Source organism: Arthrobacter sp. UYEF20 (assembly GCF_040546335.1).
GTDB lineage: Bacteria > Actinomycetota > Actinomycetes > Actinomycetales > Micrococcaceae > Arthrobacter.
The window spans coordinates 94689-119144 of the sequence record NZ_JBEPNP010000007.1 but is presented as its reverse complement, the minus strand read 5'-3'; the positions used below and the strand labels follow the sequence as shown (position 1 = coordinate 119144).

Sequence of the window (24456 nt, the reverse complement as noted above, 5' to 3'; positions counted from 1 at the left end):
GCCGGCCAGCAGACGTACAGAGGGAAACGCACACCACCACTCCACCGACCGGCTGACACCGGGAAGGCCGAATGCGCGGACCGCGGATGGCCGGAACGTCGCCGCACCGCCGCCGCCGGGACGCCCCGGCCGCGGACGTCACTGCGACTGCGCCGCGGCGCTGTCCGGGTCCGCCGGAGGGTTCACACCGGTGGAGTGGCGGGCTGACGATCCCCCGGCGGGCCGGCCGGCCGCGGAATCGTCCGCTCCGGCTTCCTCCCGCCCGGGCTCCTGTCCTTCCTGCTTGACGATGTCCTCACCGCGCCGCGTGGTGCTCTCGCCGACGCCTTCTGGCGCCATCGCCGCATCTTCGGGGGTGTCGTCGGGCCCGGGCTGTGCAGGCTCCTTGAGCGGCGGCTCGCTGCCGAAGGCGCGCGCTGTGCCGGGGGCGGTTCCCTCCGCGGGGTCCTGGGCATCGGACGGATTCGTCGGTGACATGATGTTCTCCTCGGTCTGATTGCGCTGATTGCGCTGATTGCGCTGATTGCGCTGATTGGGCTGGTCGCGCTGATTACGCTGATTGTGCTGATTGCCCGTCGGCTGCTGGTGCTAGCCGGCGTCGCCGTCGGCGTCCCTGGGACGGCCCATCAGCTCCAGTCCGCCCATGGCCCGTTCCGCGCCCTCGGAATCCACCCGTTCCAAGGCGAAACCCATATGGATGAGGACCCACGTTCCCGGCTCCAGCGGCCCCTCGTCCAGCAGGCCGATGTTGATCTTACGCCGCACGCCGGCCACGTCGACGAGGGCGAGCTGGTTGCCGTAGCCCTCGAGCAGCTCGACGACCTGGCCTGGTATTCCAAGGCACATGGTGGGCACTCCCTTGCTTTGCGCTGGACTTGGCTCTTAACCGGATTTGGTCCTAAACAGGCGTGTGTTGCGCGATCAGTTCTTCGACGGCGGCCACCGCCCGCGGTACGGCCGCCGCCACCGGGCCGGTGAGGCCGATTCCTTCGGTCACGTCCGCGGGGACGCAGCCCACCACATAGGTCAGGGGCAGCTCACCGCCCAGCGTACGAAGGCGCCCCAGCACCGCAACCGGATCCATGCCGTGGGGATCCAGGGGCGCGGCGCCGTCCAGGTCCTCCCGGCGCACCTGCAGCACCCGGATGCAGCCCGGGGCGGCGCCCGGGGCTGTGCCCCCCTCTGTGCCCCCCTCCGCGGACGCAGCCGCGGACGCGGCCGCATCCGGGGGCACGGTGTCCACCAGCACAAGGACGTCCACCCCGGCCAGCAGATCGTAGGCCAGATGCATGCCGCGGATTCCGTAGTCCACGGCCAGCACGCCGGGTGCCGCCCGGTGAGTTTCCGCGGCCAGCCGGCGGGCGACCTCCGGACCGAACCCGTCGTCGCGCAGGAACATGTTCCCCACTCCTGCCACGAGGATGCGGGAGTCGCCTTGCGCAGTCCCGGTGGCGGTGTTGCCGGGCTGGAGTCCTGGCGTCACATCCGCCGCACTTTCAGGTAGCGCTGGATGTCGGGGACCGAACGGATCCCCACATACGCGGCACCCAGCGCCAGCGCCACCAGCAGGCCCACCGTGGCTATTCCTACAGTTTTCATAGCGGGTTTCCCTCCCTATCCTCGAGCGGTTCAAGTTCTTCAGGCGCATAGTAGAAGGACCGGCCGTAGCCTTCGTGGAGGTCCGCGGCAGGGTCCTTTTCGAGTACCAGGCCCACGTGGGTGCTGCCGTCGACGTCGAAATGTACGCTGGTGACCCGCCCGGTCTGCCCTGCGAAGAAGAGGTCCTGCGCATCAGCGCGACGGCTCGGGTTGACCCTGACCCGGCTGCCGCGCGACACCGGAACGCCATTGATCAGAACGGCGTCCATGTGCGGCTGGACGAGGGCTTCCGATTCCGGCGTCCACCAGGCGGGCGGTTCTTCTTCGGTGCCGGCGAGGCTTCCGCGGGAGTCCTGGAATTCTACGGCGTGGGGACTGCGCAGGATCCCGTGCAGCTGCTGGAGCTCCTCCGGCGACATGGCTTCGCAGTGGTCGATGATCGCGGCCGCTCGGGGATCGGTGGCGCGGGCCTCGGATTTTTCCTCCTCGGTCAAGGTCAGCACCCGCAGGGTGAGGATCTCGTCAATTTCGGTGGAGTCATAGAGCGCCACCGGGCTTTCCGGGGCCACCGCGGGGTGGTCGTAGAGAATGATCGGCGAGACCAGCAGCACGTCCGTCTGTCCTTCGGGACCGGCGAGGACCGGCCAGCAGCGGTGCTGGACGCAGTCCGCGGCGGCGTCCTGGGCCCAGCCCGGCGGGTCCAGCAGGGAGAGGAAATCCGCGTCCCGCAGGCTCAGGAGCACGTGCGCGCCGATGAAGGACCCGGCGATCGCGTCCTGCCGGTTCCCCGGTTCCGCAAGGGGCTCCGCCTTGTTGGCCACGGAAACCCGTAACCGCTGGAGCCCGCGCGGGAGGTCAGTGGTGTCCAGCCTGATTTCGCCGCGGAGCGCGTGGCGGCGGCGCACCAGTCTGCCTGCCGTCCGGCCGGTGCTGTCGCAGAGTTCCTCCACCTCCTCGCCCGCCGGGACGTCCACCGGCAGCCGCAGGGCTTTCCGGGCGGCCAGTTGGGCCACCGGAAACGGCCCCAGGGTGATTTCCCGTGCAGTCGCCTCGTCCCAGCTCAGCCAGCGGGAGGCGCCGATGGCGAGTTCCGCCACCGGGCGGAAGCCGCCGCCGTCGTCCGCTTTTTCCGCGGTGCGGGTCTGCAACTGCAGGAAGCGCAGGTGGATTTCCAGCTCCGCCTGCGGTCCGGGGCTCAGCAGACAGTCGGCGAACATTCCCGCTTCCTCCCCGGCCCCGGCCTCCGCGGCCCCGGGCGGCCCCAGGATTCCAAACTGCCAGCGGGCCTGGTTCTTCTGTGCGGAGGCGCGGTAGGGGTACAGCAGGTAGCCCTCGTACAGGACGGCATCCGCGACCGCCCTGGCCAGGCTCAGGCTCATGTTCATGGGAGCCGCTCTCCGCCCACGCCCGTCGCGGCAGCGGCCAGCAGGGACTCGACCGTGGCCTCCCACGACGTCAGGCCGCGCGCCGACTTGTACTCGGACAGGGCGGCCAACGCATCCCGGTCCAGGCGGATCCAGCCCGCATTGGGGAAATACTGGTCCATCAGCCGGTGCCAGGCCGCTACCGGGAGCCGGTAGGACGCCTCGAGGTCCCACGGAACCTGCTCCACCCCGAATCCCGTCTGGCCCTTCGTGAAGACGGTGCCGGAGAACAGCAGCTCCAGCGGGATTTCGCCGTCCCGGAGGGCGTGCAGGTACTTGGACGCGGCGACGTCGAAGTCGAAGGTGCACGGCAGGGGCAGGTCCGCTTCGGTGCTGCCCGTGAAGCCTTGCACCATGGTGCTGCACTGCAGCCAGAGGAACGATTTGAGCGTGTTGGGCCAGCGGCCGCGCCCGCCGAAGAGGTCCAGGAGTCCGCGTTCCTCCTCGTCCGAATATCCCCGGCGCTGCGGCAGGATCCGCACCTGGCAGCGCAACGCGATGGCGTGGATGGTGGCTCCGGTGGACTCGGTCAGCCGGAGCCGGGCGGTCAGCTGCGGGGCCGCGGCGTAGGGCTCGGGCTGGATGTCGACGACGGCGAAGGTCAGTTCGGTCATGGGGTTCCTCCGGCCAGGGACTCGCTCTTGTCCTCCGGTACGGGCCGGCTGCGGCGCTCCAGCCGCGCGAAAAAGGCGGCGAGTTGCCCGCGGGCCTCCTGTCCGCCGTCGAACCCGCGCCAGAGGCGGCGAAGCTGCCCCACGAGTTCGTAGCAGGCGTCCACGGGGACGAGGTGGCAGTCGGCGCGGGAACGGTCCGGTCCGGGACCGCGGATCAGCAGCGCCTCCGTGTCCGGTGCCGCCAGTGCCAGCGCGGGGTTTTGTGCCAGCACCGCGCCCCAGGCGCCCAGCGGAAGCTCGGATTCGGTGGCGCCGGCGGGGCCGGGGTAGAAGGCGACGGTCCGGTCCAGTTTGGAACTGCGGAAGAAGAAGGCCAAGCCCACCGGAATTTCCAGCTCGTCCCACTGGCCCGGGCCCAGTTCGAAGTCCGGAAAGGAGAAGTATCTGTCGGGCACTGAACGGTAGCGCAGATGGGCGGTGGCTTCGGTGAAGAGCAGGTAGCACGGCCGGCACGTGCACATCATGGCGTGGCTCTCCAGGTCCACCACGTGCTGATGTTCCTCCGGGATGGGTTCCCCGCACATCTCGCAGCGCTCGCCGGCGGGCGGCGCGGGCGGGCTGGATGCGATCCGGCGCAACAGGGCCACCGGCAGCCCGCCGGGGCCGCGGGCCTGGCCGGTTTCGGTGCTGCGTCCCGGGTTCACTTCAGGCGTCCTGGCCCGAAACCACCGGCACGGCAACGGACATCACGCCGGCCCGGACCAGGAGCGGCAAGGGATCCAGGTGCAGGTTCCGGTCCTCGAGGCAGCTCCCGGCCTGCCGTACGTCGAAATGGGCGCGGCAGGTGGGGCAGCGCAGCAGGCCGCCGCCCACGGGTGCGGCGAGGGCACGCTGGAGTGTGGCGCCGGCCATCGAGGCCGTGCACCGGGGGCAATAGTCGCGGTAGGCATAGACGTCCTGCCCGGTCCGGCAGGCGAGCACCGGGTACCCGCCCACCAGGAAGCCGGCAACGTCGCCGGGCTCCAGCCCGGCAATCTCCGGTACGGGCTCCCAGGATCCGCCGGCGTGCTCCTGCCAGCCGCCGGTATCGCCCGGCCCGCGGCCTGCCGCGCCATCCGCCGGGTGGTTCAGCCGCACCAGGAGTGCGTCCACCGGGATCAGGGCCGGAACGGCCGGACGGGATTCCTCCTCCACCACCTCGATGGCCGTGACCTCCGGCGCCGCCGACTCGATCGCCTCCTCGACGGCGAACTTGAGCGTGACCGACGACGACGGGCAGCCCTGGCAGGTGCCGAGCAGCTTCAGCCGCACCACGCCGGCCGGGCTGATGTCCAGGAGCTCCACGTTGCCGCCGTGTGAACCGAGGTAGGGCCGGACACTGTCCAGCGCGGCAGCCACCCGCGTTTCCACGTCCTGGGGGTGCAGCCCGTGGATCACCAGCAGACTGGAGACCAGCTCGTCGGCGGTCAGCGCGTCCAGCGTTCCGCCGTCCAGTTGTCCGCGGTCGCCGAGGATTTCCAGGATCCGGGCCAGCCCGGAGCCGTACAATTCCGTCACCTGGCGCACCAGTTCCTCGGCGCGCCCGCGGGCCACCGCCCCGCCGGCTCCGAGGGCGTCGAGGAGACTTTCGATCCGGTCGCCGGCCTGCCGCGGCCGGTCCTCGCCAGGCATGGCGGTTATTCGCCGGTCATGGTCTGGGTGGGGGAGTGCAGCTTCTCCAGGGTCTGGCCGTTGCCCAGATACATGTGAACCCCGCAGGGCAGGCAGGGGTCGAAGCTGCGGACGGTGCGCATGATGTCGATGCCCTTGAAGTGCTCGCGATCGTTCTCCTCGAAAATCGGCTGTCCCTGGACGGCGTCCTCGTACGGACCGGAGATGCCGTCCGAATCCGTGGGGCTGGCATTCCACGGCGTGGGCGGATACGGATGGTAGTTGGCGATCTTCCCGTCGCGGATCACCATATGGTGGGACAGGACACCCCGCACGGCCTCCGTGAAGCCGCAGCTGATGGCTTCGTCCGGAACCTCGAAGGTCTCCCAGGTCTTGGTGCGCCCCGCACGGATCTCCTCGAGTGCCTTCTCCGCGAAGTGCAGCGCCGCGGCGGCGGCGTAGGCCTGGAAGTAGGTGCGGGCCCGGTTGCGTTCCAGGGTGTTGCTCCACTGCGGGATGTTCCACTCGAAGGAAACAGGACCCTTCAGCGCGGTCTTGGGCAGGTTGATCTGGACGCTCCGGCCGGTGGACTTGATGTAGCCGGTGTCCACCAGGCCGGCCAAGGCCGTCGACCAGAGCCGGGCCAGCGGGCCACCGCCGGTATCCAGGGCCAGGTTGTCCTGGCCGTCAAACCAGCGCGGGGACATCACCCAGCTGTACTTCTCCGCCAGGTCCCGTTTCTGCGGTTTGGGATTGGTGTGCTGGTTCCAGGGATGACGGCGGTCCACGGGATTGCCCAGCGGATCGTGGGTGACAAACATTTCCTGGTCTTCCCAGTCCTCGTAGTAGGAGGAGCCGAGCATGATCCGGATGCCCAGGTTGATCCGCACCAGGTCAGTGGTGACGAGCTTTCCGTCCACCACAACACCGGGGGTGACGAACATCTTCCGGCCCCACTCGGTCATGTCCTTGTACTCGAAGTTGCAGAAGTCAGGGTCCTGGAAGGACCCCCAGCAGCCCAGGAGCGTGCGGCGCAGCCCTACCTGTTCGTAGCCGGGCAGGGCCTCGTAGAAGAAGTCGAAGAGGTCGTCGTGCATGGGGACCACCTTCTTCATGAACTCCACGTACCGCATGAGCCGGGTGATGTAGTCCGTCATCAGCTGGATGGTGGCAACCGTTCCCACCCCGCCGGGATAGAGCGTGGACGGGTGGACGTGGCGGCCTTCCATGAGACAGAACATCTCGCGGGTGAGTCGGCTGACCTGCAGCGCCTCCCGGTAGAACTCCCCGGTGAACGGGTTGAGCGAGCGCATGATGTCAGCGATGGTCCGGTAGCCGTGGTCGCCCTCGTGCGGGGCGCGGGTGTTCTCCGCCTTGGCCAGCACTCCGGGGTTGGTTTCCGAGACCATCCTTTCGCAGTAGTCCACGCCGACGAGGTTTTCCTGGAAAATGTTGTGATCGAACATGTACTCGGCAGCTTCGCCCAGGTTCACGATCCATTCGCCCAGAGCCGGCGGCTTGACGCCGTAGGCCATGTTCTGGGCGTAGCAGGAGCACGTGGCGTGGTTGTCCCCGCAGATACCGCAGATACGGCTGGTGATGAAGTGCGCGTCCCGCGGGTCCTTGCCCTTCATGAAGATGGAGTATCCGCGGAAGATCGAGGAGGTGCTCTTGCACTCCACTACCTGCTTGTTCGCGAAGTCGATCTTGGTGTAGATGCCGAGGCTGCCGACGATCCTGGTAATGGGGTCCCACGCCATCTCCACCAGATTGTTGTCACCTGTTCCGCTTCCGGAAGGCATTGGAATCGTTGAGGTCATGTGCTTCACCTGTCTGGAAGTGGGTGTTACCAGGTGCGCTTGGCGCCGGTAAGGAGCTCAGTGCCGGGCCGGCGCCACTTGGGCTCCTGGTCCAGAGTGTGGGTGGTGATTCCACGCAACGCCCTGATGGCCGAGCCGTACGGGCGGATGGCGTTGGTTGAAAGCTTGCCGCCGGGCGGCTCATCCATGAAGGGCATGAACTTGTCCGGGAACCCCGGCATGGTGCAGCCGATGCAGATGCCGCCGACGTTCGGGCAGCCCCCGACGCCGTTCATCCAGCCGCGCTTGGGCACGTTGCACTTGACCACCGGGCCCCAGCAGCCGAGTTTGACGATGCACTTGGGGGAGCCGTACTCGGTGGCGAAGTCACCTTGTTCGTAGTACCCGGCCCGGTCGCAGCCCTCGTGGACGGTCTTGCCGAAAAGCCAGGTGGGCCGGAGCGCGTCGTCCAGCGGAATCATCGGAGCCTGGCCGGTGGCCTGATAGAGCAGGTAGGTCATCGTTTCGGAGAGGTTGTCCGGCTGGATGGGGCACCCCGGGACACACACAATGGGGATTCCCGCCTTGGACTTCCAGTTGTAGCCAAGGTAATCCGGCACCCCCATGGCCCCGGTGGGGTTTCCCGCCATCGCGTGGATGCCGCCGTAGGTGGCGCAGGTCCCCGCCGCGAGGATGGCGGTGGCCTTGGGGGCCAGACGGTCCAGCCATTCGCTGGTGGTGATCGGCTGGCCGGTCTCGAGGTCGTTCCCGAACCCGCACCAGTAGCCGCCGGGGTCGTGCAGCTTTTCGTTGGGGATGGATCCCTCCACCACCAGGACAAACGGTTCCAGTTCGCCGCGGTCCGCCTTGCGGAACCACTCCAGGAAGTCGTCGGCCCCTTCCTGCGGGCCGCACTCGAAGTCGATCAGGGGCCAATGCATGGCAATCCGCGGCAGGCCCGGCAAGGCGCCGAGGGCGATCTCCTCGACGCTGGGCTGGGTGGCCGCGGTCAGGGCCACAGAATCGCCGTCGCAGCTGAGCCCGGCGTTGATCCACAGCACATGGATAAGGGTTTCTTCGGCCTTCAGGGAAGTTTCAGTAGGCATCGTTGCCTCTTTCGGAGGCCCTTACGGGCTCAGTGTGTCCGTCAAAGATCCGGTCAAAGTGGATGACCGGGAACTGGTTCCGTCGAGCCAGTCGTACCAGCCGGCGAGGCCATCGCCGGTGGTGGCCGAAAGGACCAGGAAATCGGTGCGCGGATTGATCTGCCGGGCCCTGCGCCGGAACCCGTCGACGTCGAAATCAACGTAGGGGAGCAGATCCGACTTGTTGATGATCACCAGATCGGCTGCCCTGAACATGTGCGGGTATTTCTGTGGCTTGTCATCACCTTCCGTCACGGAAACGACTACTACTTTGGCTGCCTCGCCAAGGTCAAACAGCGCGGGGCAGACCAGGTTGCCGACATTTTCGATAAACACCGTGGACCCGGTCCCCGGATCCAGGGCGTCCAGCCCACGCCTGAGCATGTCGGCGTCCAGATGGCAGCCGGCTCCGGTGTTGATCTGGACGACGGGCCGTCCCACTGCACGGATGCGGTCCGCGTCCAGGGACGTCTCCTGGTCGCCTTCGACGACGCCGGCCTGCAGCCGCTCGCCCAGGTCCGCGAGGGTGCGGACCAGTAGGGTGGTCTTGCCCGCGCCGGGGGAGCTCATCACGTTCAGCGCCCGGATTCCCCGGCCTTCCAGCCAGCCCCGGTTCCTCGCCGCGAGCAGCTCATTCTTCGCGAGCAGGTTCTGCTCCAGCGGGATGGTTTCCGGATGGTGCGCGTGCGGATGGTCGTGGTCGTGGGGATGACCGTCCGCGTGCGGGTGCTCGTGGGGATGACCGTCCTCGTGCGGGTGCTCGTGGGGATGCTCATGCGGCAGTGCGGAGGGTTCCTGCAGGGTGGAAACCCTGATGTTCGACTCGTCCCCGCATCCGCATGTTGTACACACTTGCTAAGCCACCTCCACCGACGTCAGCATGAGTTCGCGGCCGCTAAGGACTTCGACGTCCGCACTTCCGCAGGGACACAGCAGGATCAGGTCAGCCACTTCGAATTCGTCGTCGCAGCTTCTACACCGGGCCAGACCCTGCGGTTCGTCGATCATCAGCCGTGCACCGGCCAGAGGCGTGCCGGCAGAGGCTACGTCAAAGCAGAAGCGCATGGCATCCGGCAGCACGCCGGACAAAGGCCCCACCCGGAGGTTGACCGCCGTAACTGTGCGCTCGCCGGTACGGTCGAGAACGGCTTCGATAAGGCTCTGTGTTATAGAGAGTTCGTGCATGGCGGCACTCCTTCCTGCCAAGATAGGCGCGAGCCGGACAAAACACAACCACCCAACGGCAGCGTCAGGAGAACGACCGCTGCCCGACCCTTCGGGGTCGATGGCGACGCCTACGGTGCGATCCTCAGCTGCTGTCCGGCGGGCTCCAGCGTTGCTCGATCCGGCCGAATTTCCAGACAGAGAGCGCAATCAGCCAAGTGACCACGAAGAGTCCCACGATGATATACCCGACGTTTTCCAGCTCCAGCGAGCCGATTGCGGCCGCCGGTCCTGACTCGATGCCCAGCTTGTCCACCAATAGCCCGAACAGCACGATGACACCGACGACTAGTGCCACAACAACCGAGAGAACCGTGATTGTCAGGTTATAGAACACTTTGCGGACGGGTTTGAGGAATGCCCACCCGTAGGCCCTGGACATGAACACGCCGTCTGCAGTGTCGAAGATGCTCATGCCGGCGGCGAAGAGCACCGGCAGGACCAGGATGGCGTACCAGGGCAAGGAGAAGGCGGCGGAACCAGCCGCAAGCAGGAGCAGGGCTATCTGGGATGCGGTGTCAAATCCAAGGCCCATCAGAAGGCCGACTGGATAGACGTGCCACGGCTTGGTGATCCGCCGGATTGCTCCGCCGAGCAGTCGGGCCAGGAAGCCCCGGTTGTTGAGCTGATGCTCAAGCTCGGCCTCGTTCAGCTCGCCGGTCCGCATCCCGCGGAAGACCCGGACGATGCCAATCACCGAGACCAGGTTCATCAGCCCTATCAGGATCAGAAAGGCTCCAGCCACCACGCTGCCGACCAGCCCCAGAGTCTGCATCAGGGCTGAGTTCTCGTTCTGCACGGTGCCGGCCATCGCCCTCACGCCGAGGGCCAGGAGCAGTGCCGCTCCGAAGACAACGGTCGAGTGGCCCAACGAGAACCAGAAGCCCACCCCCAGCGCGGTCTTTCCCTCGCCGACCAGCTTGCGGGTGGTGTTGTCGATGACGGCGATGTGGTCGGCGTCGAACGCATGCCGCACTCCGAGCAGAAACGCGGTAACGCCCAGGCCTACCCCGTAGACACCGGTGCTGCCCAGGGCGAAGTTCTGGGGAGCAACGGCCAGGGTTAGCACGCCCCAGCCGACCACATTGAGCAGGATGACAAAGCCGGTGATGCCGGCGAGATGGAACTTGTCCCGGCGGTCCCAGCGACTACCTGTTGGTCTGTCCGGCTGCGCCACAGGCAACAAGTTGCTCATAGTCCGTAAGGGTAGGCCCGGGAGCCGCTGCCGCCAAGACCTTGACTCACTGAAAAAGTTCGGGAACGGGTGGGCGAAATCTTCCATGAGGGATGCTATCGCTGATGAGGCGGAAGCGGATGAGTGGCAGGCAACAGATCAGTCGTCGAAGACGTGCCAGCAGATGGCGCTCCGATGTTGTTGATCGTCGAGAACGAGTTCACGGATAGCGGCAGGGAGGTGCACCTGTTGCCACTCCCGTTCCTTGGCCCGAGCCTGCGCAGCGTCGTCGGCTGGGACGCATGCACCGGCCGCCCTGATGGCGTACGCCGCGGCGCCCAGGTCATGGGCGGCGACGTGGGGCACCGCAGCCGCCTGGCCCGCCGACAGCGCCGCGAACTTCGCTGGATCGGGCATCCCGCGCGCCGCGGCATTCGCCTGGAAAGCCATCCGGCGTGCGTCACCCATCCGCACCTCGCCGCGGATCCAGGCCCGGCCGGCGTCGACGGCGTCGCGGGGCCGGCTGTCACCTGGTTGATGGTCCTCGAACAGGTGCAGCACGTGCTCGGCACACAGGAGGGCCCAGTCAGCCAACAGCCGGTGGTGTTCGTCCGTCAGAGTGCCCCCGCGACGGATGGTGATCAGCCGAGGATCACGCTCTTTCGGGAGGATCGGCACACTCCCATACTTACCATTCACGAAGCTCAATCGGTTAGGAGACACGCCTCGTTGCCTCAATCAAGTTGACACAAATCTGGGCTTTGATTCCGTCGCGGAGGTCAGCCTCCTGACTCTGGCAGGGGTGCAGCGGCTTCCGCCGGGATCGGCAACGAAGGTTGAGCAGGCGGCCGGCGGTACCCGATGCATCTAGGCTTGAGCCTATGCAGTCGTTCCAGAGCAGACTCAAGATCACCGGGCTCAAGCCGGGCAACCCGCCGGAGGCCGTGATGGCCGCGGCCGTGGAAGCGCTGGAAACGCGCCACCACGTGGAGTCGAACCAGCTGGAGCTGGCCGGCGGGGTCCCGCAGCTGAATCTGCGGTTCCTGGTCGAGGCCACGTCCTACAGTGGCGAGAACAGCCAGGCGCTCGCGTCGGCAGCCATGATGCGCGACGCCGTCGAACGGGTTGCCGTGACCGGAGCCCTGACGGTCCTCCGCCGCAACCGAGGCCGCTGGGCGCCCGTTTAGACGCAGGCCGACAGCCTCAGAAGTCCAGTTCCTCCTCGGGTCCGTCCACCACCGGGGAACGGTCTCCGCGGCGCCGCGTGACAATCACACCCACGACGGCGCCGATCACCAGCCCAACGCCGACGCCGATCAGGGAGCTTGCCCAGAACGGCAGCTTGGTGGCCGCGCCGGTGAAGTATCCGAGGCCCACCGACCAGATGGCCCAGAGCAGGCCGCCGAGGGCCGCGCAAAGGCTGAAGCCGCGGCTGGATACGTTGGCGATGCCGGCGGCGGCGGTTGTCGCCAAGCGTCCGCCGGGGATGAAGCGGATCCCGATGATGGCCCCGTAGGTGGAGGACCGGCCCGCCTGGGCAATGGCGCGGTGCACGGCCAGGTGGAACGAGCGGCCCCATTTCCAGCGGTCGAGCACATGGCTGAGCCGCCGCTTGAAGAGCTGGAACACGATGATGTCGCCGAGCCAGGATGCCATGGCGGCGAGGAGCACCACAAGGAAGGCGTTGGCGCGCCCGTCGGCGGAAAGCGCGCCGCCAGTGATGACGACCATTTCGGACGGGACGGGCGGGAAAATCGCATCGCCCATGACCACCGGGATGATCCAGAAATAGATCGCGTCCCCCCAGCTGTCCGCGGTGCCGAAGTCCATGGGCACAAGGTACCGCACTTCCGGCCGTACCGTCGCTCCTGACGGGGCCGGGAGCCGTCGCTGTTGCGCGATGGTCCGTGGCCGGCGGGCTTAGCGGGCTTCGCTGAGCTGCAGCCCGCTGCGGTATTCCACTGCCCTGCCGGAGATGGGGTCATCGAAACGGATCCCGCGGGCCAGCAGCTGCAGCGGCTTGGCGTAATCGTCCGGGGCCTTGTCCAGCAGCTCGGGATAGAACGCGTCGTTCACGATGCCCAGTCCGAGGGATGCCATATGCACGCGGAGTTGGTGGGTCTTCCCCGAGTGAGGCGCCAGCCGGTACAGCGCGCGGCGGCGGCTCCCACCGTCGGCCGCGTCGGCCCCGTCGTCAGCCGCATGTGCGGGCCCGGCGTCGAACGTCCGGAGCCGTTCGATGCTGGTCTCTGCGTTGGGTTCGCCGTCGATCACCTCGGCGAGCAGGTAGCTGCGCGACTTGGTCATCCGGTTGCGGACCACCACGGGGAAGTCGACGGCGGGGTGGCCGGCGGCGGGCTCGGCCGCGGCCACGCACTCGTATTCCTTCTGGACCTGGCGCTTTTCGAAGAGCACCTGGTATTTGCCCCGCGTCTGCGGGTTGGTGGAGAGCAGCAGGATGCCGGCCGTCATGCGGTCCAGCCGGTGCATGGGGATGAGATCCGGCAGCTCGAGCTGGTTGCGGAGCCGGACGAGGGCGGACTCCTGGATGTAGGTTCCGCCGGGTGTGGTGGGCAGGAAGTGCGGCTTGTCCACCACCAGGAGGTGCTCGTCCTGATGCAGGATGTCCAGTTCCACCGGGATCCGGGTCTCCGGCGGCAGGGTGCGGTAGTACCAGATGAAGGTGTGGTTCCGCAGCGGGGTGGCGCGGTCCAGTGCGATGCCCGCCTCACCCACGATCTCCCCGGCGTCGAACCGGTCCTCGATGCCCTGGGGGTCGATATGGCCCCAGCGGTGCATCATGTAGTCCATCGCGGTGTCCCAGGGCCCCTCATCCGGGAGGCGGAGACGGGTCGCATTGACGCCGTCGCGCACGGGAAGGGGGGATTGCATCACCGCTCCATTCTACTTTGCCGGGGTTGCACGGGTTGCACGGGTTGCACGGGTTGCACGGGTTGCACGGGGGTTGCACGGGTTGCCGGGGGTGCCGGGGCGGCCGCGCAGTCGGCCGCGAGGAGCGGACCTGGCCGCCAATTCGCCGGAGGTGTGCGGGTTCGCCGCGAGCCTCCGGCGAACCCGCAAGCGTTCGGCGATCTCGGCACAACGGCCACCGTCCGACGGTAAAAAAGTTCTTGACAAATAAAACTGTCGGTGGGCACACTGGATGCATGTTGGACATCGAAGTGATCGAGGACCCGGCGGCGGCAGAGGCCTCGCTGGACCCGATCCGCACGCGGATCCTGCTGGAGCTCGCCGAGCCCGGCTCCGCCACCCAGCTCGCCGCGAAAATGGGGCTGCCGCGGCAGAAGGTGAACTATCACCTCAAGGCGCTGGAACGGCACGGGCTCGTGGAGCTTGTGGAAGAACGCCCCAAGGGCAACGTCACGGAGCGCATCCTGCGGGCGACGGCGGCTTCGTACCTGATTTCCCCGGCGGCCCTGGCCTCGCTGGCGCCGGATCCGCACCGGTTCTCGGACCGATTCTCCGCCTTCTGGCTGCTCGCGCTCGCCGGCCGCATGGTCCAGGAGATGGGCCAGCTGATTGCCGGCGCTGCGGCGGCGAGGCAGAAACTCGCCACCTTCGCCATCGACGGCGAGATCACCTTCCGCACCGCGGCGGACCGGGCAGCCTTCGCCGAGGAGCTAGGCGTGGCCGTGACCCGGCTCGTGGACAAGTACCACGACGCCGGCAGCGGCGCCCGGGCCGGCACCGGCACTCCAGGCGGCACCGGCGCCGGCACGCCGTCGGGCAGCGGGCGAAAGCACCGTCTCGTCGTCGCGCTTCACCCGGCATTGAAGGCATCGGCACCCAAAGCATCACCCAAGATCACTCAGGCAAAGGAGCAGAACAATGACTGACAAGCGGAACTTCGAGATCGTCTACGACACCGATCTCCCGGGCACCCCGGAGCGCGTGTGGAACGCTGTAACCAAGGACACTCCGGCCTGGATGTTTCCCACGGATGAGTGGCCGGCCGTCAGGAAAGTCGACGAGCACCCCACGCATCTGGTGTCCCGGATGGACGGCCCCGACGGCTGGTTCAACCAGCTGGAGCACGTGCTGGAACCGCTCGACGGCGGCCGCGCCCGGCTGCACTACGTCCACAGCGGCATCTTCGCGGACAACTGGGACGAGCATTACGACGGCGCCAGCAAGCACACCGAGTTCTACCTGCACACCCTCGGCCAGTATCTGAAGTACTTCGACGGCAAGCCGGTGGTCTTCACCGACGTCCAGGCGCCTCCCGCGTCGCAGACCGCGGACGGTTTCGAGCGGCTCAAGAAGGCGATGGGCATGGCGGGCGTGGCGCCGGGTGGCGCCGTGGAGCTGGAGCTCGACGGCGTGGGGCGGCTCTCCGGCGAAGTGGACTTTGCCAACGAGCACTTCCTGGGCCTGCGGACGGCGGACACCCTGTACCGCTTCTTCGGCCGGAACGCCTTCGGGGCCCCGGTGGGCATGACGGTGCACGATTTCAGCGGCAGCGGGGACTCCGAGGCCACGACCAAGGTATGGGGCGGCTTCCTGGACACGGTCTACGGCCGGGACTGAGCCGGCGCCCAGCGACGCGCAGGCCGCCTGGCGCTACCCGGATGCGCTGGCGCTACGCAAATGCCCTGGCGACACCCGGATTCCCTGTGTGTCGCCAGGGCATTTGCGCGTCGCAGGAATGGGCGCGCGACGCCAGGGCTCTCGCCAGGCGTCGTCGCGCTCAGGCGATGGCGACGGCGGGCGGGCTGGTCAGATCCCGCCGCAGTTGGGGCGAGGCCTCCAGCCGGTCCTGGGCCGAGCGCAGCGCCAGTACCGCGGTCTCGAGCTGCGCGGGCGGCAGGGTGAACGGCACGCGGAGATAGTGCTCGAAGGCTCCGCCAAGGCCGAACCTGGGTCCGGCCGCGAGCCGGATGCCGAAGTCCGGGGCAATCACCGTCATTGCCGTACTCAGCGGAACCGGCAGCCGGGACCAGACGGACAGCCCGCCGTCGGGCCGCTCCGTTTGCCATGTCGGCAGGTGCTCGGCGATAAGCATCAGCAAAGTGTCCCGGTTGGCGCGGAGTGCGGCGAGCCGGGCCGGGAGCGGTTCCGTGAGGGCGTTGACCAGATGGGCTGCCGCAAGCTGCTCCACGATGGGCCCGCCCAGGTCCATGGTGGTGCGGGCTGCGGCGAAGCGCTGGATGAGGGGCTCGCCGGCCCGGATCCACCCGGTCCGCAGCCCGGCCCAGTGGGACTTGCTGAGCGAGCCGATGGAGACGACGGCGGGGCTGAAGGCCGCCAGCGGTGTGGAGGGCGCGCCGTCGAGGTTGAGCTCCCTCAAGGTCTCGTCGACCACCAGCACAGTGCCGGAGGCGGCAGCCGCCCGGACCAGCTGCCGGCGCTGGGAATCCGGCATCAGCCGGCCGGTGGGGTTGTGGAAGTCGGGGACCACATAGGCCATGGCGGGCCGCTGCTGTTTCAACGCGGTCTCCAGCGCATCGGTATCCCAGCCGGCCCCGCCGTCCAGTGCGGCCGGCGGCATGGCCACCGGAACCGGGCGGCAGCCGGCCGAGCGCATGGCGTCGAGGGCATTCGGGTAGCTGGGGTGCTCCACGAGCACTCTGGCGGAACGGCCGGCGAGGGTGCGCAGGATGATGTTCAGCGCGTGCTGGGCACCCGAGGTCACGAGGATCTGGCCGGCGGTGGTGGGCACGCCGGCGGCGGTGTAGCGGGCGGCGATGGCTTCGCGGAGCGGACCGACGCCGAGTGCGTCGTACCCGAACCCGGGCAGCAGCGCCGGCAGTTCCGTCAGGGCGGCGGCGAAGGCGCGGTGCACCACCTCGCCGCTGGCCGGCAGGGAGGCATAGGCAAGGTCCAGAAGCCCGTCCGGAACGGCGAGCCCGGGCGCGCCGCTGAGTTCCGGCGTGCCTGGCTGGGCTCCCCGCCGGCCGCGGTGCGGGATGCAGGTCCGGCCCCGGCTGCCTTGGCCGCTGCTGAGGAATCCCTGGTCCCGCAGCAGCGTGTACGCGGCGGTGACCGTGGTGCGGCTGAGACCGAGCGTCGCGGCCAGGGCCCGCTCGCTGGGCAGGGCGACGTCGAGCGGGACGCGGCCGTCCAGCACCAGCAGACGGACGACGTCGGCCAGTTCGCGGTAGGCGGGGGACGCCCCAGGGTTCCATTCGCCCAGGAGCCGGGCCAGCGTGGTGGGATTCAGGGAGCCGGACGTAGAGCCAGTATTTCAAACTGGATATGGAATGCAAGTCCAGTTCCCGGGGAGGATGGGTGACATGATGACCCGAAGGCTCCTTCAGCTCCTTATTGGCCTCGCCATGTATGGCGTATCGCTCGCGATGTTCATCCGGGCCGGACTGGGACTGGACCCCTGGGACGTCTTCCATCAGGGCATCGCGCTCAAGACCGGGCTGAGCATCGGCACCGTGGTGGTGATCGTCAGCTTCCTCGTGCTGCTCCTCTGGATTCCGCTGCGGCAGTGGCCGGGTGTGGGCACGCTGTGCAACGCCGTGCTGGTGGGGGTGTTTGCCGACGTCGGGCTGGCGCTGATTCCCGCGTTCTCGCACCTCGGCGGGCAGATCGGGATGCTCGCGGGCGCCATCCTGCTCAACGGCATCGCCTCGGCCTGCTACATCGGCGCCCGCCTCGGACCCGGCGCCCGTGATGGTCTCATGACCGGACTCGCCCGGCGGACCGGCTGGTCGGTGCGGGCCTCGCGGACCGGAGTCGAGGTTGTGGTGCTGGGCGCCGGCTGGCTGCTGGGCGGCTCCGTCGGCGTCGGGACCGTGCTGTATGCCGTGGCGATCGGACAGCTGGTGCAGCTCCTGCTGCCGCGGTTCACGGTGCCCGAACGGAAAGTACCCGAGGTCCCGGCCGCAGCCGGCACGGCAGTCACCGCACCCTGAGGACGCGGCCGCATGCCGCTTGCCGGCGACGCGGGCGCATGCTGGCGACGCGCAGATTCCCGCTCGACACCGGAATTCGGGCGTCCTTAGGTAATGGCGTCCTCAGGTAACTCAGCGCGGCACAGGCTCGTTGCCGCGTCAGGGATCTGATCTCGTGACTATTTCGGGCCTGGGCCGGACGTCGGCTGGCATTTCGGGCAGAAGTAGATGTCCCGCTCTTCGGTGCCGGACGCTTTCCCAAGCACCCCGCGGCGCACCGGCGTCCCGCACTTCAGGCACGGCTGGTGCTCGCGGCGGTAGACCCAATGGCCCGGGAACCCCGAAGTTGGGCCCACGGCAACACCGCGGGGGTTCAGCACGGTGGTCCGGCGGCCGGGGCCCAGATTCGCCTCCAGGAGGACCTTGGCACCGGTGATCAGGGCGGCCAGATCGGCCACCGCGGAGACGGGCGACGCGGGATGGATGCCGGCGAGGAAGCAGGCCTCGCAACGGTAGATGTTCCCGATCCCGGCGAGGTTCCGCTGGTCCAGCAGGGCGACGCCGATCGGGACGTCGGGGGCGGCGCGGATCCGCCGTTCGGCCTCGGCCGGGTCCCAGTCGGGGCCCAGGAGGTCCGGGCCCAGGTGCCCGACGATCGAGTCCTCCTCGGACGTGCGGATCACTTCGAGGAGGCCGAGGGAGAAGCCGACGGCGTCTGCCGCGGCGGTGCGCAGCACGCAGCGGGCGGTGAATCCGGGTTTTTTCCAGCGTCCTCCGGGCAGGTAGACCTGCCAGGTCCCTTCCATTTTGAGGTGGGAGTGGATGGTCAGCCGGTTCTGTTCCGCCCGGCTGCCTAGTCCCGGCCGGCTGCCTTGTTCCGGCCCGGATTCTTCCGACTGATCCGCCGGCCCCGGACCCCGGCCCGCACCCGGACCCGCACCCTGGTCAGCCGGACCCTGCAGCCGCATCAGCAGGTGCTTGCCGCGGGGCACCACCTCGATCACGGTCCAGCCGCCGAGCCTGAGCGTGGCGAAGCGGGGCACGCGGAAGTCGGAGGAGATCAGCTGCTGGCCGGCCAGGGCGGCGTGGAGCTGCGCGGCAGCGCGGAAGACCGAGTCGCCTTCAGGCACGGATTCTCAGTCCCTTCGGGGTGGAGTAAGCGCCGGCCTGGGCGAGGGCGGCGGCCACGGGGGTGTCCAGGATGCCGTGGCCGTTCACCTTTTCCATGATCAGCTTGTCGATTGCACCGCGGGTCACCACACTCACGAGGGCGGCGCCTGCCGCGGTCAGCATCCCGGTATCGTCACTGAATACCAGTAGGGTCTTGCCGCCGCGTTCCACGTAGAGCACCAGGGCGCCGTCCACCAGCACCACGAGGGCCCCCGCTTTCCGGCCCGGCCGGTGGCCTGTGCCGGCCTCGACGTTGAGCGCAGGCCAGGGCAGGGCTGCGCCGTAGGGGTTGGCCGGGTCCGTCGCGGCGAGGGCCAGCGCAGCCGGTTCGGGTTTGTGGAGCTGGGTGTCCTCGGCGTAGGAGCGGAGCCGGTCCACCGTGGCGGGCACGGCAAACTGGGCCGCGCCGAGATGCTCGATGAAGTAGCCGCGCCGGCACCGTCCGGCTTCTTCCAACCGGGCGAGCACCTTGTACATCAGCCCGAAGCCGCCCAGGATGTTCTCCGCCATGACCGAGCCGCGCGTGACCACCCCGTACCGGTCCAACAGCAGTTCGGCGGTGGCCCGGGCATGGATGGTGGGATCCAGTTCGGGGAACGGCAGCGCGGACCAGCGGCCCGCGGCCAGCGGGGGCGTGGGTGCGGAGCCGGTGACCGAACCGTATCGGCCGCCGGTCAGCCCGGGTGACCCCAGCAGCCCGGTGCCGTGGGAGCGGCCCAGCCTGCTCAGGCGCGGTGCGCGGGCCCGCGGCGCCCGGGACACCTGCCGGTGGGCGGTGTGGCCGCCGGCGATCAGCGCGCGGACGGGGGCAAAGGTGTCGCCGGTGATCCGTCCGGCCCAGGCAAGGTCCCAGAGGGCGGAGACCACGTCCTGGTCGCCCAGCACCGAGTCCATGCCGCCGGCTATCTCGGTCAGTTGCCGGAAGAAGTACCCGCCGCCGTTGTTCCTCAGGTGGTCCAGCAACCGCTGCTGCGCGTCGCCGGGCTGGAACTCCACGGCCGGGTTCAGGGTCAGCTCGGCTGAATCAGCAAGATGCAGGCTCACCCAGCCGTCATTGCCCGGCAGCGAACCCGCGCCGGACCAGAGGACTTCCCCGGCAGCCATGAGCTCGTCCAGCATGGCCGGCTGGTAGTCGGCCACCCTGCTGGCCAGGACCAGCGGTTCCCAGGCCGAGGCCGGAATGGGTACGCCGGAAAGCTGGTCGACGGCGGTGATGATGCCGTCCAGCCCGCGCAGCCCAGACTGGCCGCGCCGGCCGGGGGTGCGGACGTTCTGCCAGGCGGGCAGGAACCGCCCATAGGCGGCGGCGTCCACCGGCTCCACTTCGGCCCGGAGCGCGGCGAGGGACCGGCGGCGGAGCTTGCGCAGGACCTCGGCGTCGCACCACTCGCTGACGCCGGCCAACGAGGGGGCGATGGGAGGAGTGGTTTGTGGGGCCTCGGCGTCACCGCCGCCGCGGGCAGTCTCCGCGCCGTCCGTCTCCACGCCGTCCGTTTCCGTCGCTGCGGCCGGTTCCGGCGCCGTGGCGTGCGGGCGGAACTCGCCTTCCACGACGCGGCCGTCGGCGGCGAGCCGTTTCAGCGCCGTGCCGACGACGGCGATGCCGAGTCCCAGCCGGGCGGCCGCCTCGGCGGAGGTGAACGGCCCGTGCGTGCGGGCGTAGCGGGAGACGAGGTCGCCCAGCGGATCAGCGACGGGTTCGATGAAGGCGGACGGGACGCCCATCGGCAGGGGGACGCCGAGGGCATCGCGCAGCCGGGCGGCGTCCTCCACGGCGGCGAAGCGTTCGGCGCCGCCGACGTTGACCTTGATGGCGCGGTTGGCGCGCTGGAGGGCGGTCAGGTGCGCGACGGCGTCGGCGACCGGCAGTTCCGAGGCATCCTCCCGGGTCCCGGCAGGCTCAACCACCCCGGCAGTTTCAGCCGCTTCAGCAGGCCTGACGACGGGCGCAGCTTGGACAGACTCCACCGGCGGTTCCAGCCGCGCTGCGACTTCCTCCGGGGTGAGCGGGCCCAGCAGGCGGAGCAGGTCCGCGACCCCTTCCACACCGCGGACCCTCCGGTCCGGGGCGAGGCGCTGCAGCTCGCGTTCGGTGGCGTCGATGACCTTGGCGTCGAGCAGTTCGCGCAGCTCCACCCGGCCCAGGAGCTCGTTGAGCAGGGTGGAGTCCAGCGCCAGCGCGGCGGCCCGGCGCTCGGCGAGCGGGGAATCTCCCTCGTAGAGGAACTGTGCCACGTAGCCGAACAGCAGGGACTTGGCGAACGGCGATGGCTGCTGCGTGGTGGTCTGCACGATCCGCAGTTCGCGACGCTCAACCGAGGCAGCAATGTCCTTCAGGGCGGGGAGATCGTAGACGTCCTTCAGGCATTCGCGGACCGTTTCGAGCACGATCGGGAAGGTGGGGTACTTCCGGGCGACATCCAGAAGCTGGGCGGAGCGCTGCCGCTGTTGCCACAGCGGCTGCCGCTTGCCCGGGGTCTGCCGGGGCAGCAGCAGCGCGCGGGCGGCGCACTCGCGGAAGCGGGAGGCAAAGAGGGCGCTGCCGCCGACTTCCGCCGTCACGATCTGCTCGAGTTCCTCGGGGTCGAAGAGGAACAGTTCGGCTCCCGGCGGCTCGTCCTCCATCATCGGCACGCGCAGCACGATGCCGTCGTCGGCGGCCATGGCGGAGCCGTCCATCCCGTAGCGCTGCTGCAGGCGCTGCCCGACGGCCAGCGCCCAGGGTGCGTGGACCGGCATGCCGAAGGGACTGTGCAGCACCACGCGCCAGTCGCCGAGCTCGTCAAGGAAACGTTCCACCACAAGGGTCGTGTCGCTGGGAACCACCTCGGTGGCCAGTTTCTGTTCGGCGAGGTACCGGATCAGGTTGTTCGCGGCGAAGTCGTCCAGACCGCTGGCCTTGCAGCGTTCCGTGGCCGGTCCGACGTCGGACGCAGACAGTTCGCGCACGAACGCGCCGAGCGCGCGGCCCAGGTCCACCGGCCGGCCGAGGGAATCGCCCTTCCAGAACGGGAGTTTTCCGGGCTGGCCGAACGCGGGCGACACCAGGACCCGGTCGTGGGTGATGTCCTCGATCTTCCAGCTGGTGGCGCCCAGGGCGAAGACGTCGCCCACCCGGGATTCGTAGACCATCTCCTCGTCGAGTTCACCGACCCGGCGCCCGCCCTTGGCAGCGGCCGCGGCCGGGCTCGCGGCCCTGCCGTCCGCGCTGGCACCGCCGGAGGAACCCGAACCCTCCACTTCGGTGCCGATGATGTAGACGCCGAACAGCCCACGGTCCGGGATGGTGCCGCCGGAGGTGACGGCCAGCCGCTGGGCGCCGGGCCGGCCCTCGATGGTGCCGGCGTTGCGGTCCCAGACGATCCGGGGGCGCAGCTCCGCGAATTCGTCGGAGGGGTAGCGGCCGGCCAAGAGGTCCAGGGTGGCCTCGAAGGCGGAGCGGGGGAGCGAGGCGAAGGGCGCGGAGCGCCGGACCCTGGAGAACCATTCCTCCACGTCAATGGCGCCCAGTGCTGTCGCGGCGACGGTCTGCTGGGCCAGGATGTCCAGCGGGTTGGCCGGGACGCTGAGCCGTTCGATCTTGCCGCCGAGCATCCGCTCCACCGTGATGGCCGTGTGGACGAGGTCCGCACGGTGCTTCGGGAACAGCACGCCCTGGGAGATTTCGCCGACCTGGTGCCCGGCGCGGCCCACCCGCTGCAGCCCGCTGGCCACCGAGGGCGGGGACTCCACCTGGACCACGAGGTCCACGGCGCCCATGTCGATGCCGAGTTCCAAGGACGACGTGGCCACGACGCAGCGCAGCCGCCCGGACTTCAGGTCATCCTCGATCAGGGCGCGCTGGTCCTTGGAGACGGAGCCGTGGTGGGCGCGGGCCAGCACCGGATCGGCGCCAGCGGCGACGTCCGGCGCCTCGCCGTCCGCCGCCCCCGCGCCAATCCCGTCCCAGCCGCCGGCGGAGGCCATCAGCTGCCGTTCGGCGTAGATCTCGTTGAGCCGGGCGGTGAGCCGTTCGGCGAGCCGGCGGGAGTTGGCGAACACGATGGTGGACTGGTTGGCCAGCACCAGGTCCACGATCTTCTCCTCCACATGCGGCCAGATCGAGGCCTGCGGCTGGAGCCCGGACGCCGGACCGGAGTCGAATGCCGCGGCAGCCCCCCGCAGATCGGACATGTCCTCCACCGGGACGGAGACGGTCAGGTCCCAGTTCTTCTTCGACGGCGGGGCCACGATTTCCACCGGCGCGGCGCCCGCCAGGAACTGCGCGACGAGCTCCTTGGGCTCCACGGTGGCCGAGAGCCCGATCCGCTGGGCGGGTTTGGACAACAAGGCGTCGAGGCGTTCCAGTGATACCGCCAGATGCGCCCCGCGTTTGGTGCCCGCGACGGCGTGGACCTCGTCCACGATGATGGTGTCCACCTCGCTGAGCGTCTCCCGCGCCTTGGAGGTGAGCATCAGGAACAGCGATTCGGGCGTGGTGATGAGGATGTCCGGCGGGTGGCTGAGCAGCGTGCGGCGCTCCGACGCCGGCGTGTCCCCGGAACGGACGCCCACGGTGATCAGCGGCGCGGGGAGTCCCAGCCGTTTGGCGGTCTGGGTGATGCCGATCAGCGGGGCGCGCAGGTTCCGTTCGACGTCGACGCCCAGCGCCTTGAGCGGCGAAATGTACAGTACCCGGGTCGTCCGCTTCGGTGCCTTCGCCCGGGTGCCCTTCACGGCGCCAAGACCGGGCAGCAGTTCGGGCTCGGCGGGGGCGGAGACGAGCAGCCGGTCCAGCGCCCAGAGGAAGGCCGCAAGCGTCTTGCCGGAGCCCGTGGGTGCCACCACGAGGGCGTGCGAACCGGAGGAGATCGCGCCCCAGGCGCCGTTCTGGGCCGGGGTGGGCGCGGAAAAAGCGCCCAGGAACCAGTCCCGGGTCGGCCGGCTGAACTGGTCCATGGCATCCGCGAGTGTGCCGCCGGCGAGCTCCTGCCCCTTCATTCCTCCATCATGCCCTACGGCACCGACAGTATTTGGCGGTACCGTTCCGGGCTGGATTCCGGGCGCCGCGGAGGGCCGGAGGCCGGGCGCCGGATGCTACTTGGCTTTGGCTTGGAAAGCACCGATGGTCAGCAGATCGATGTCCGTATTGCTGCAGGCGTCCATGGGCTGGGCGAGGAACAGGGACTCGGTGTCGTCCGGCGGGTAGATCCGGAAGCCGGCCGCCGGCGTGCGGGTGCAGTCCGGGTAGTTGCCGGCCTGGGTATAGCGCAGCGTCGCGGTTCCCGCCTGGCCCGGCGCGAGCAGTACTTCGGTGACGGGGGTGGAATCGTCACGGGTCGCGGCAGCACCGATGGGCTCGCCGTTGGCGTCAGCGGCCAGGGAGACGCCGGCGAATCCCGCCAGCAGGCAGGGTTCGGCTCCGGAGTTCGTCAGGATCAGCTGCATGTAGACGCTGCCGGCCGCGCCGCCGCCGGTGGAATCGGTGGTGGCCGTCAGGCTGGCGGCCTTGCACAATGCGGCGCCGGACTCGGTGGGCGCCAACGCGGGTGGAGTCGACGTCGGCTGGGCCGTGCCGGTGCCGGCAGCGGCGGCGCTGCTGGGCGTGTCCGACGAGCTTGCCGTGGGGGCCACTGTTTCGCTGGCAGCCTGCGCTGGCGGCTTGCTGGCCCCGCAGCCGCTGAGCAGGAGCGCTGCTGCGGCAACCGCCGTCGTGAGTGCAAGTCCGTTCTTGGTTCGCTGAGCCGTCATGGCACCACCTTTGCGTTCCATGTTGGCTTAGTCAACGACGCCACGGCGGCGGAGCCGGATTGAT

General features: G+C 68.9%; 24 protein-coding genes. 4 read left to right on the top strand and 20 right to left on the bottom strand.

What is annotated here, in order from left to right:
• Positions 1-138: 138 nt before the first annotated feature.
• The 14 genes from ABIB26_RS10275 to ABIB26_RS10215 form a co-directional block, all read right to left on the bottom strand.
• Complete coding sequence (locus ABIB26_RS10275; protein WP_354242206.1) at positions 139-477, bottom strand: hypothetical protein; 339 nt, start codon at positions 475-477, stop codon at positions 139-141.
• 111 nt (positions 478-588) lie between these two features.
• Positions 589-846 carry a HypC/HybG/HupF family hydrogenase formation chaperone gene (locus ABIB26_RS10270; RefSeq protein ID WP_354242204.1) on the bottom strand — a complete coding sequence of 86 codons (258 nt, stop codon included), beginning with the start codon at positions 844-846 and terminating at the stop codon, positions 589-591.
• A 52-nt stretch (positions 847-898) separates the two neighbouring features.
• Positions 899-1483, bottom strand: coding sequence for a hydrogenase maturation protease (locus ABIB26_RS10265; RefSeq protein WP_354242201.1), 585 nt, complete (start codon positions 1481-1483; stop codon positions 899-901).
• Positions 1480-1599 carry a DUF6893 family small protein gene (locus ABIB26_RS23760; protein WP_502913651.1) on the bottom strand — a complete coding sequence of 40 codons (120 nt, stop codon included), beginning with the start codon at positions 1597-1599 and terminating at the stop codon, positions 1480-1482. Before ABIB26_RS23760 ends, ABIB26_RS10265 begins: the two co-directional genes overlap by 4 nt.
• Positions 1596-2984, bottom strand: a complete 1389-nt coding sequence (locus ABIB26_RS10260; RefSeq protein WP_354242198.1) for a hypothetical protein — start codon at positions 2982-2984, stop codon at positions 1596-1598. Before ABIB26_RS10260 ends, ABIB26_RS23760 begins: the two co-directional genes overlap by 4 nt.
• Complete coding sequence (locus ABIB26_RS10255) at positions 2981-3637, bottom strand: DUF6084 family protein (protein ID WP_354242195.1); 657 nt, start codon at positions 3635-3637, stop codon at positions 2981-2983. The genes ABIB26_RS10260 and ABIB26_RS10255 overlap by 4 nt, the downstream gene beginning before the upstream one ends.
• Positions 3634-4341, bottom strand: a complete 708-nt coding sequence (locus ABIB26_RS10250; RefSeq protein WP_354242192.1) for a DUF5947 family protein — start codon at positions 4339-4341, stop codon at positions 3634-3636. The genes ABIB26_RS10255 and ABIB26_RS10250 overlap by 4 nt, the downstream gene beginning before the upstream one ends.
• Before the next feature lies 1 nt (position 4342).
• On the bottom strand, positions 4343-5308 hold the full coding sequence (locus tag ABIB26_RS10245) for a NifU family protein (RefSeq protein ID WP_354242190.1): 966 nt from the start codon (positions 5306-5308) through the stop codon (positions 4343-4345).
• A gap of 5 nt (positions 5309-5313) precedes the next feature.
• Positions 5314-7089: a nickel-dependent hydrogenase large subunit gene (locus tag ABIB26_RS10240; RefSeq protein ID WP_354242188.1), complete on the bottom strand. Its 1776-nt coding sequence runs from the start codon at positions 7087-7089 to the stop codon at positions 5314-5316.
• A 44-nt stretch (positions 7090-7133) separates the two neighbouring features.
• Complete coding sequence (locus ABIB26_RS10235) at positions 7134-8192, bottom strand: NADH-quinone oxidoreductase subunit B family protein (RefSeq protein ID WP_354242185.1); 1059 nt, start codon at positions 8190-8192, stop codon at positions 7134-7136.
• Between the two features lie 21 nt (positions 8193-8213).
• On the bottom strand, positions 8214-9083 hold the full coding sequence (hypB, locus tag ABIB26_RS10230; RefSeq protein WP_354242183.1) for a hydrogenase nickel incorporation protein HypB: 870 nt from the start codon (positions 9081-9083) through the stop codon (positions 8214-8216).
• A gap of 3 nt (positions 9084-9086) precedes the next feature.
• On the bottom strand, positions 9087-9416 hold the full coding sequence (locus ABIB26_RS10225; RefSeq protein WP_354242181.1) for a hydrogenase maturation nickel metallochaperone HypA/HybF: 330 nt from the start codon (positions 9414-9416) through the stop codon (positions 9087-9089).
• A 124-nt stretch (positions 9417-9540) separates the two neighbouring features.
• The gene (gene nicT / locus ABIB26_RS10220) at positions 9541-10632 is read right to left on the bottom strand and encodes a Nickel transporter NicT (protein ID WP_354242420.1); all 1092 of its coding nucleotides are present in this window, start codon (positions 10630-10632) and stop codon (positions 9541-9543) included.
• Positions 10633-10788: 156 nt separating this feature from the next.
• Positions 10789-11307, bottom strand: coding sequence for a putative immunity protein (locus ABIB26_RS10215; protein ID WP_354242178.1), 519 nt, complete (start codon positions 11305-11307; stop codon positions 10789-10791).
• Positions 11308-11510: 203 nt separating this feature from the next.
• On the opposite strand from ABIB26_RS10215, the gene ABIB26_RS10210 reads away from it, so the two are divergent.
• Positions 11511-11816 (top strand): hypothetical protein, encoded by a 306-nt coding sequence (locus ABIB26_RS10210; protein WP_354242175.1) that lies wholly within the window; start codon positions 11511-11513, stop codon positions 11814-11816.
• 16 nt (positions 11817-11832) lie between these two features.
• On the opposite strand, the gene ABIB26_RS10205 is transcribed toward ABIB26_RS10210, so the two are convergent.
• Positions 11833-12459 carry a DedA family protein gene (locus ABIB26_RS10205; RefSeq protein WP_354242173.1) on the bottom strand — a complete coding sequence of 209 codons (627 nt, stop codon included), beginning with the start codon at positions 12457-12459 and terminating at the stop codon, positions 11833-11835.
• 90 nt (positions 12460-12549) lie between these two features.
• A complete protein-coding gene (locus ABIB26_RS10200) occupies positions 12550-13521 on the bottom strand; it encodes an RluA family pseudouridine synthase (protein ID WP_354242418.1) in 972 nt (323 codons plus the stop codon).
• Positions 13522-13796: 275 nt separating this feature from the next.
• Here ABIB26_RS10200 and ABIB26_RS10195 point away from each other — a divergent pair, with 275 nt between their 5' ends.
• Positions 13797-14486 carry a helix-turn-helix domain-containing protein gene (locus tag ABIB26_RS10195; protein ID WP_354242170.1) on the top strand — a complete coding sequence of 230 codons (690 nt, stop codon included), beginning with the start codon at positions 13797-13799 and terminating at the stop codon, positions 14484-14486.
• Positions 14479-15177 carry an SRPBCC domain-containing protein gene (locus ABIB26_RS10190; protein ID WP_354242168.1) on the top strand — a complete coding sequence of 233 codons (699 nt, stop codon included), beginning with the start codon at positions 14479-14481 and terminating at the stop codon, positions 15175-15177. Before ABIB26_RS10195 ends, ABIB26_RS10190 begins: the two co-directional genes overlap by 8 nt.
• A gap of 160 nt (positions 15178-15337) precedes the next feature.
• Here the strand turns inward: ABIB26_RS10190 and yczR are convergent, their stop codons facing one another.
• A complete protein-coding gene (yczR, locus tag ABIB26_RS10185; RefSeq protein WP_354242416.1) occupies positions 15338-16810 on the bottom strand; it encodes a MocR-like transcription factor YczR in 1473 nt (490 codons plus the stop codon).
• Positions 16811-16883: 73 nt separating this feature from the next.
• On the opposite strand from yczR, the gene yczE reads away from it, so the two are divergent.
• Positions 16884-17513 (top strand): membrane protein YczE, encoded by a 630-nt coding sequence (gene yczE / locus ABIB26_RS10180; RefSeq protein ID WP_354242165.1) that lies wholly within the window; start codon positions 16884-16886, stop codon positions 17511-17513.
• 158 nt (positions 17514-17671) lie between these two features.
• Here the strand turns inward: yczE and ABIB26_RS10175 are convergent, their stop codons facing one another.
• From ABIB26_RS10175 to ABIB26_RS10165, 3 genes are all read right to left on the bottom strand, one after another.
• Positions 17672-18622 carry an Fpg/Nei family DNA glycosylase gene (locus ABIB26_RS10175; RefSeq protein ID WP_354242163.1) on the bottom strand — a complete coding sequence of 317 codons (951 nt, stop codon included), beginning with the start codon at positions 18620-18622 and terminating at the stop codon, positions 17672-17674.
• Positions 18615-23642 (bottom strand): Lhr family helicase, encoded by a 5028-nt coding sequence (locus ABIB26_RS10170; protein ID WP_354242160.1) that lies wholly within the window; start codon positions 23640-23642, stop codon positions 18615-18617. Before ABIB26_RS10170 ends, ABIB26_RS10175 begins: the two co-directional genes overlap by 8 nt.
• Positions 23643-23738: 96 nt before the next feature.
• Positions 23739-24392 (bottom strand): DUF4232 domain-containing protein, encoded by a 654-nt coding sequence (locus tag ABIB26_RS10165; RefSeq protein ID WP_354242158.1) that lies wholly within the window; start codon positions 24390-24392, stop codon positions 23739-23741.
• Positions 24393-24456 lie beyond the last annotated feature (64 nt).

What these genes read in the sequence shown, in the direction of transcription:
- ABIB26_RS10245 (WP_354242190.1), bottom strand. Translation starts at nt 5,308, where the DNA reads ATGCCTGGCGAGGACCGGCCGCGGCAGGCCGGCGACCGGATCGAAAGT.
- yczE (WP_354242165.1), top strand. Translation starts at nt 16,884, where the DNA reads ATGATGACCCGAAGGCTCCTTCAGCTCCTTATTGGCCTCGCCATGTAT.
- ABIB26_RS10275 (WP_354242206.1), bottom strand. Translation starts at nt 477, where the DNA reads ATGTCACCGACGAATCCGTCCGATGCCCAGGACCCCGCGGAGGGAACC.
- ABIB26_RS10235 (WP_354242185.1), bottom strand. Translation starts at nt 8,192, where the DNA reads ATGCCTACTGAAACTTCCCTGAAGGCCGAAGAAACCCTTATCCATGTG.
- ABIB26_RS10255 (WP_354242195.1), bottom strand. Translation starts at nt 3,637, where the DNA reads ATGACCGAACTGACCTTCGCCGTCGTCGACATCCAGCCCGAGCCCTAC.
- ABIB26_RS10270 (WP_354242204.1), bottom strand. Translation starts at nt 846, where the DNA reads ATGTGCCTTGGAATACCAGGCCAGGTCGTCGAGCTGCTCGAGGGCTAC.
- ABIB26_RS10200 (WP_354242418.1), bottom strand. Translation starts at nt 13,521, where the DNA reads ATGCAATCCCCCCTTCCCGTGCGCGACGGCGTCAATGCGACCCGTCTC.
- ABIB26_RS10260 (WP_354242198.1), bottom strand. Translation starts at nt 2,984, where the DNA reads ATGAACATGAGCCTGAGCCTGGCCAGGGCGGTCGCGGATGCCGTCCTG.
- ABIB26_RS10240 (WP_354242188.1), bottom strand. Translation starts at nt 7,089, where the DNA reads ATGCCTTCCGGAAGCGGAACAGGTGACAACAATCTGGTGGAGATGGCG.
- ABIB26_RS23760 (WP_502913651.1), bottom strand. Translation starts at nt 1,599, where the DNA reads ATGAAAACTGTAGGAATAGCCACGGTGGGCCTGCTGGTGGCGCTGGCG.
- ABIB26_RS10205 (WP_354242173.1), bottom strand. Translation starts at nt 12,459, where the DNA reads ATGGACTTCGGCACCGCGGACAGCTGGGGGGACGCGATCTATTTCTGG.
- ABIB26_RS10225 (WP_354242181.1), bottom strand. Translation starts at nt 9,416, where the DNA reads ATGCACGAACTCTCTATAACACAGAGCCTTATCGAAGCCGTTCTCGAC.
- ABIB26_RS10210 (WP_354242175.1), top strand. Translation starts at nt 11,511, where the DNA reads ATGCAGTCGTTCCAGAGCAGACTCAAGATCACCGGGCTCAAGCCGGGC.
- ABIB26_RS10165 (WP_354242158.1), bottom strand. Translation starts at nt 24,392, where the DNA reads ATGACGGCTCAGCGAACCAAGAACGGACTTGCACTCACGACGGCGGTT.
- ABIB26_RS10170 (WP_354242160.1), bottom strand. Translation starts at nt 23,642, where the DNA reads ATGAAGGGGCAGGAGCTCGCCGGCGGCACACTCGCGGATGCCATGGAC.
- ABIB26_RS10190 (WP_354242168.1), top strand. Translation starts at nt 14,479, where the DNA reads ATGACTGACAAGCGGAACTTCGAGATCGTCTACGACACCGATCTCCCG.
- ABIB26_RS10195 (WP_354242170.1), top strand. Translation starts at nt 13,797, where the DNA reads ATGTTGGACATCGAAGTGATCGAGGACCCGGCGGCGGCAGAGGCCTCG.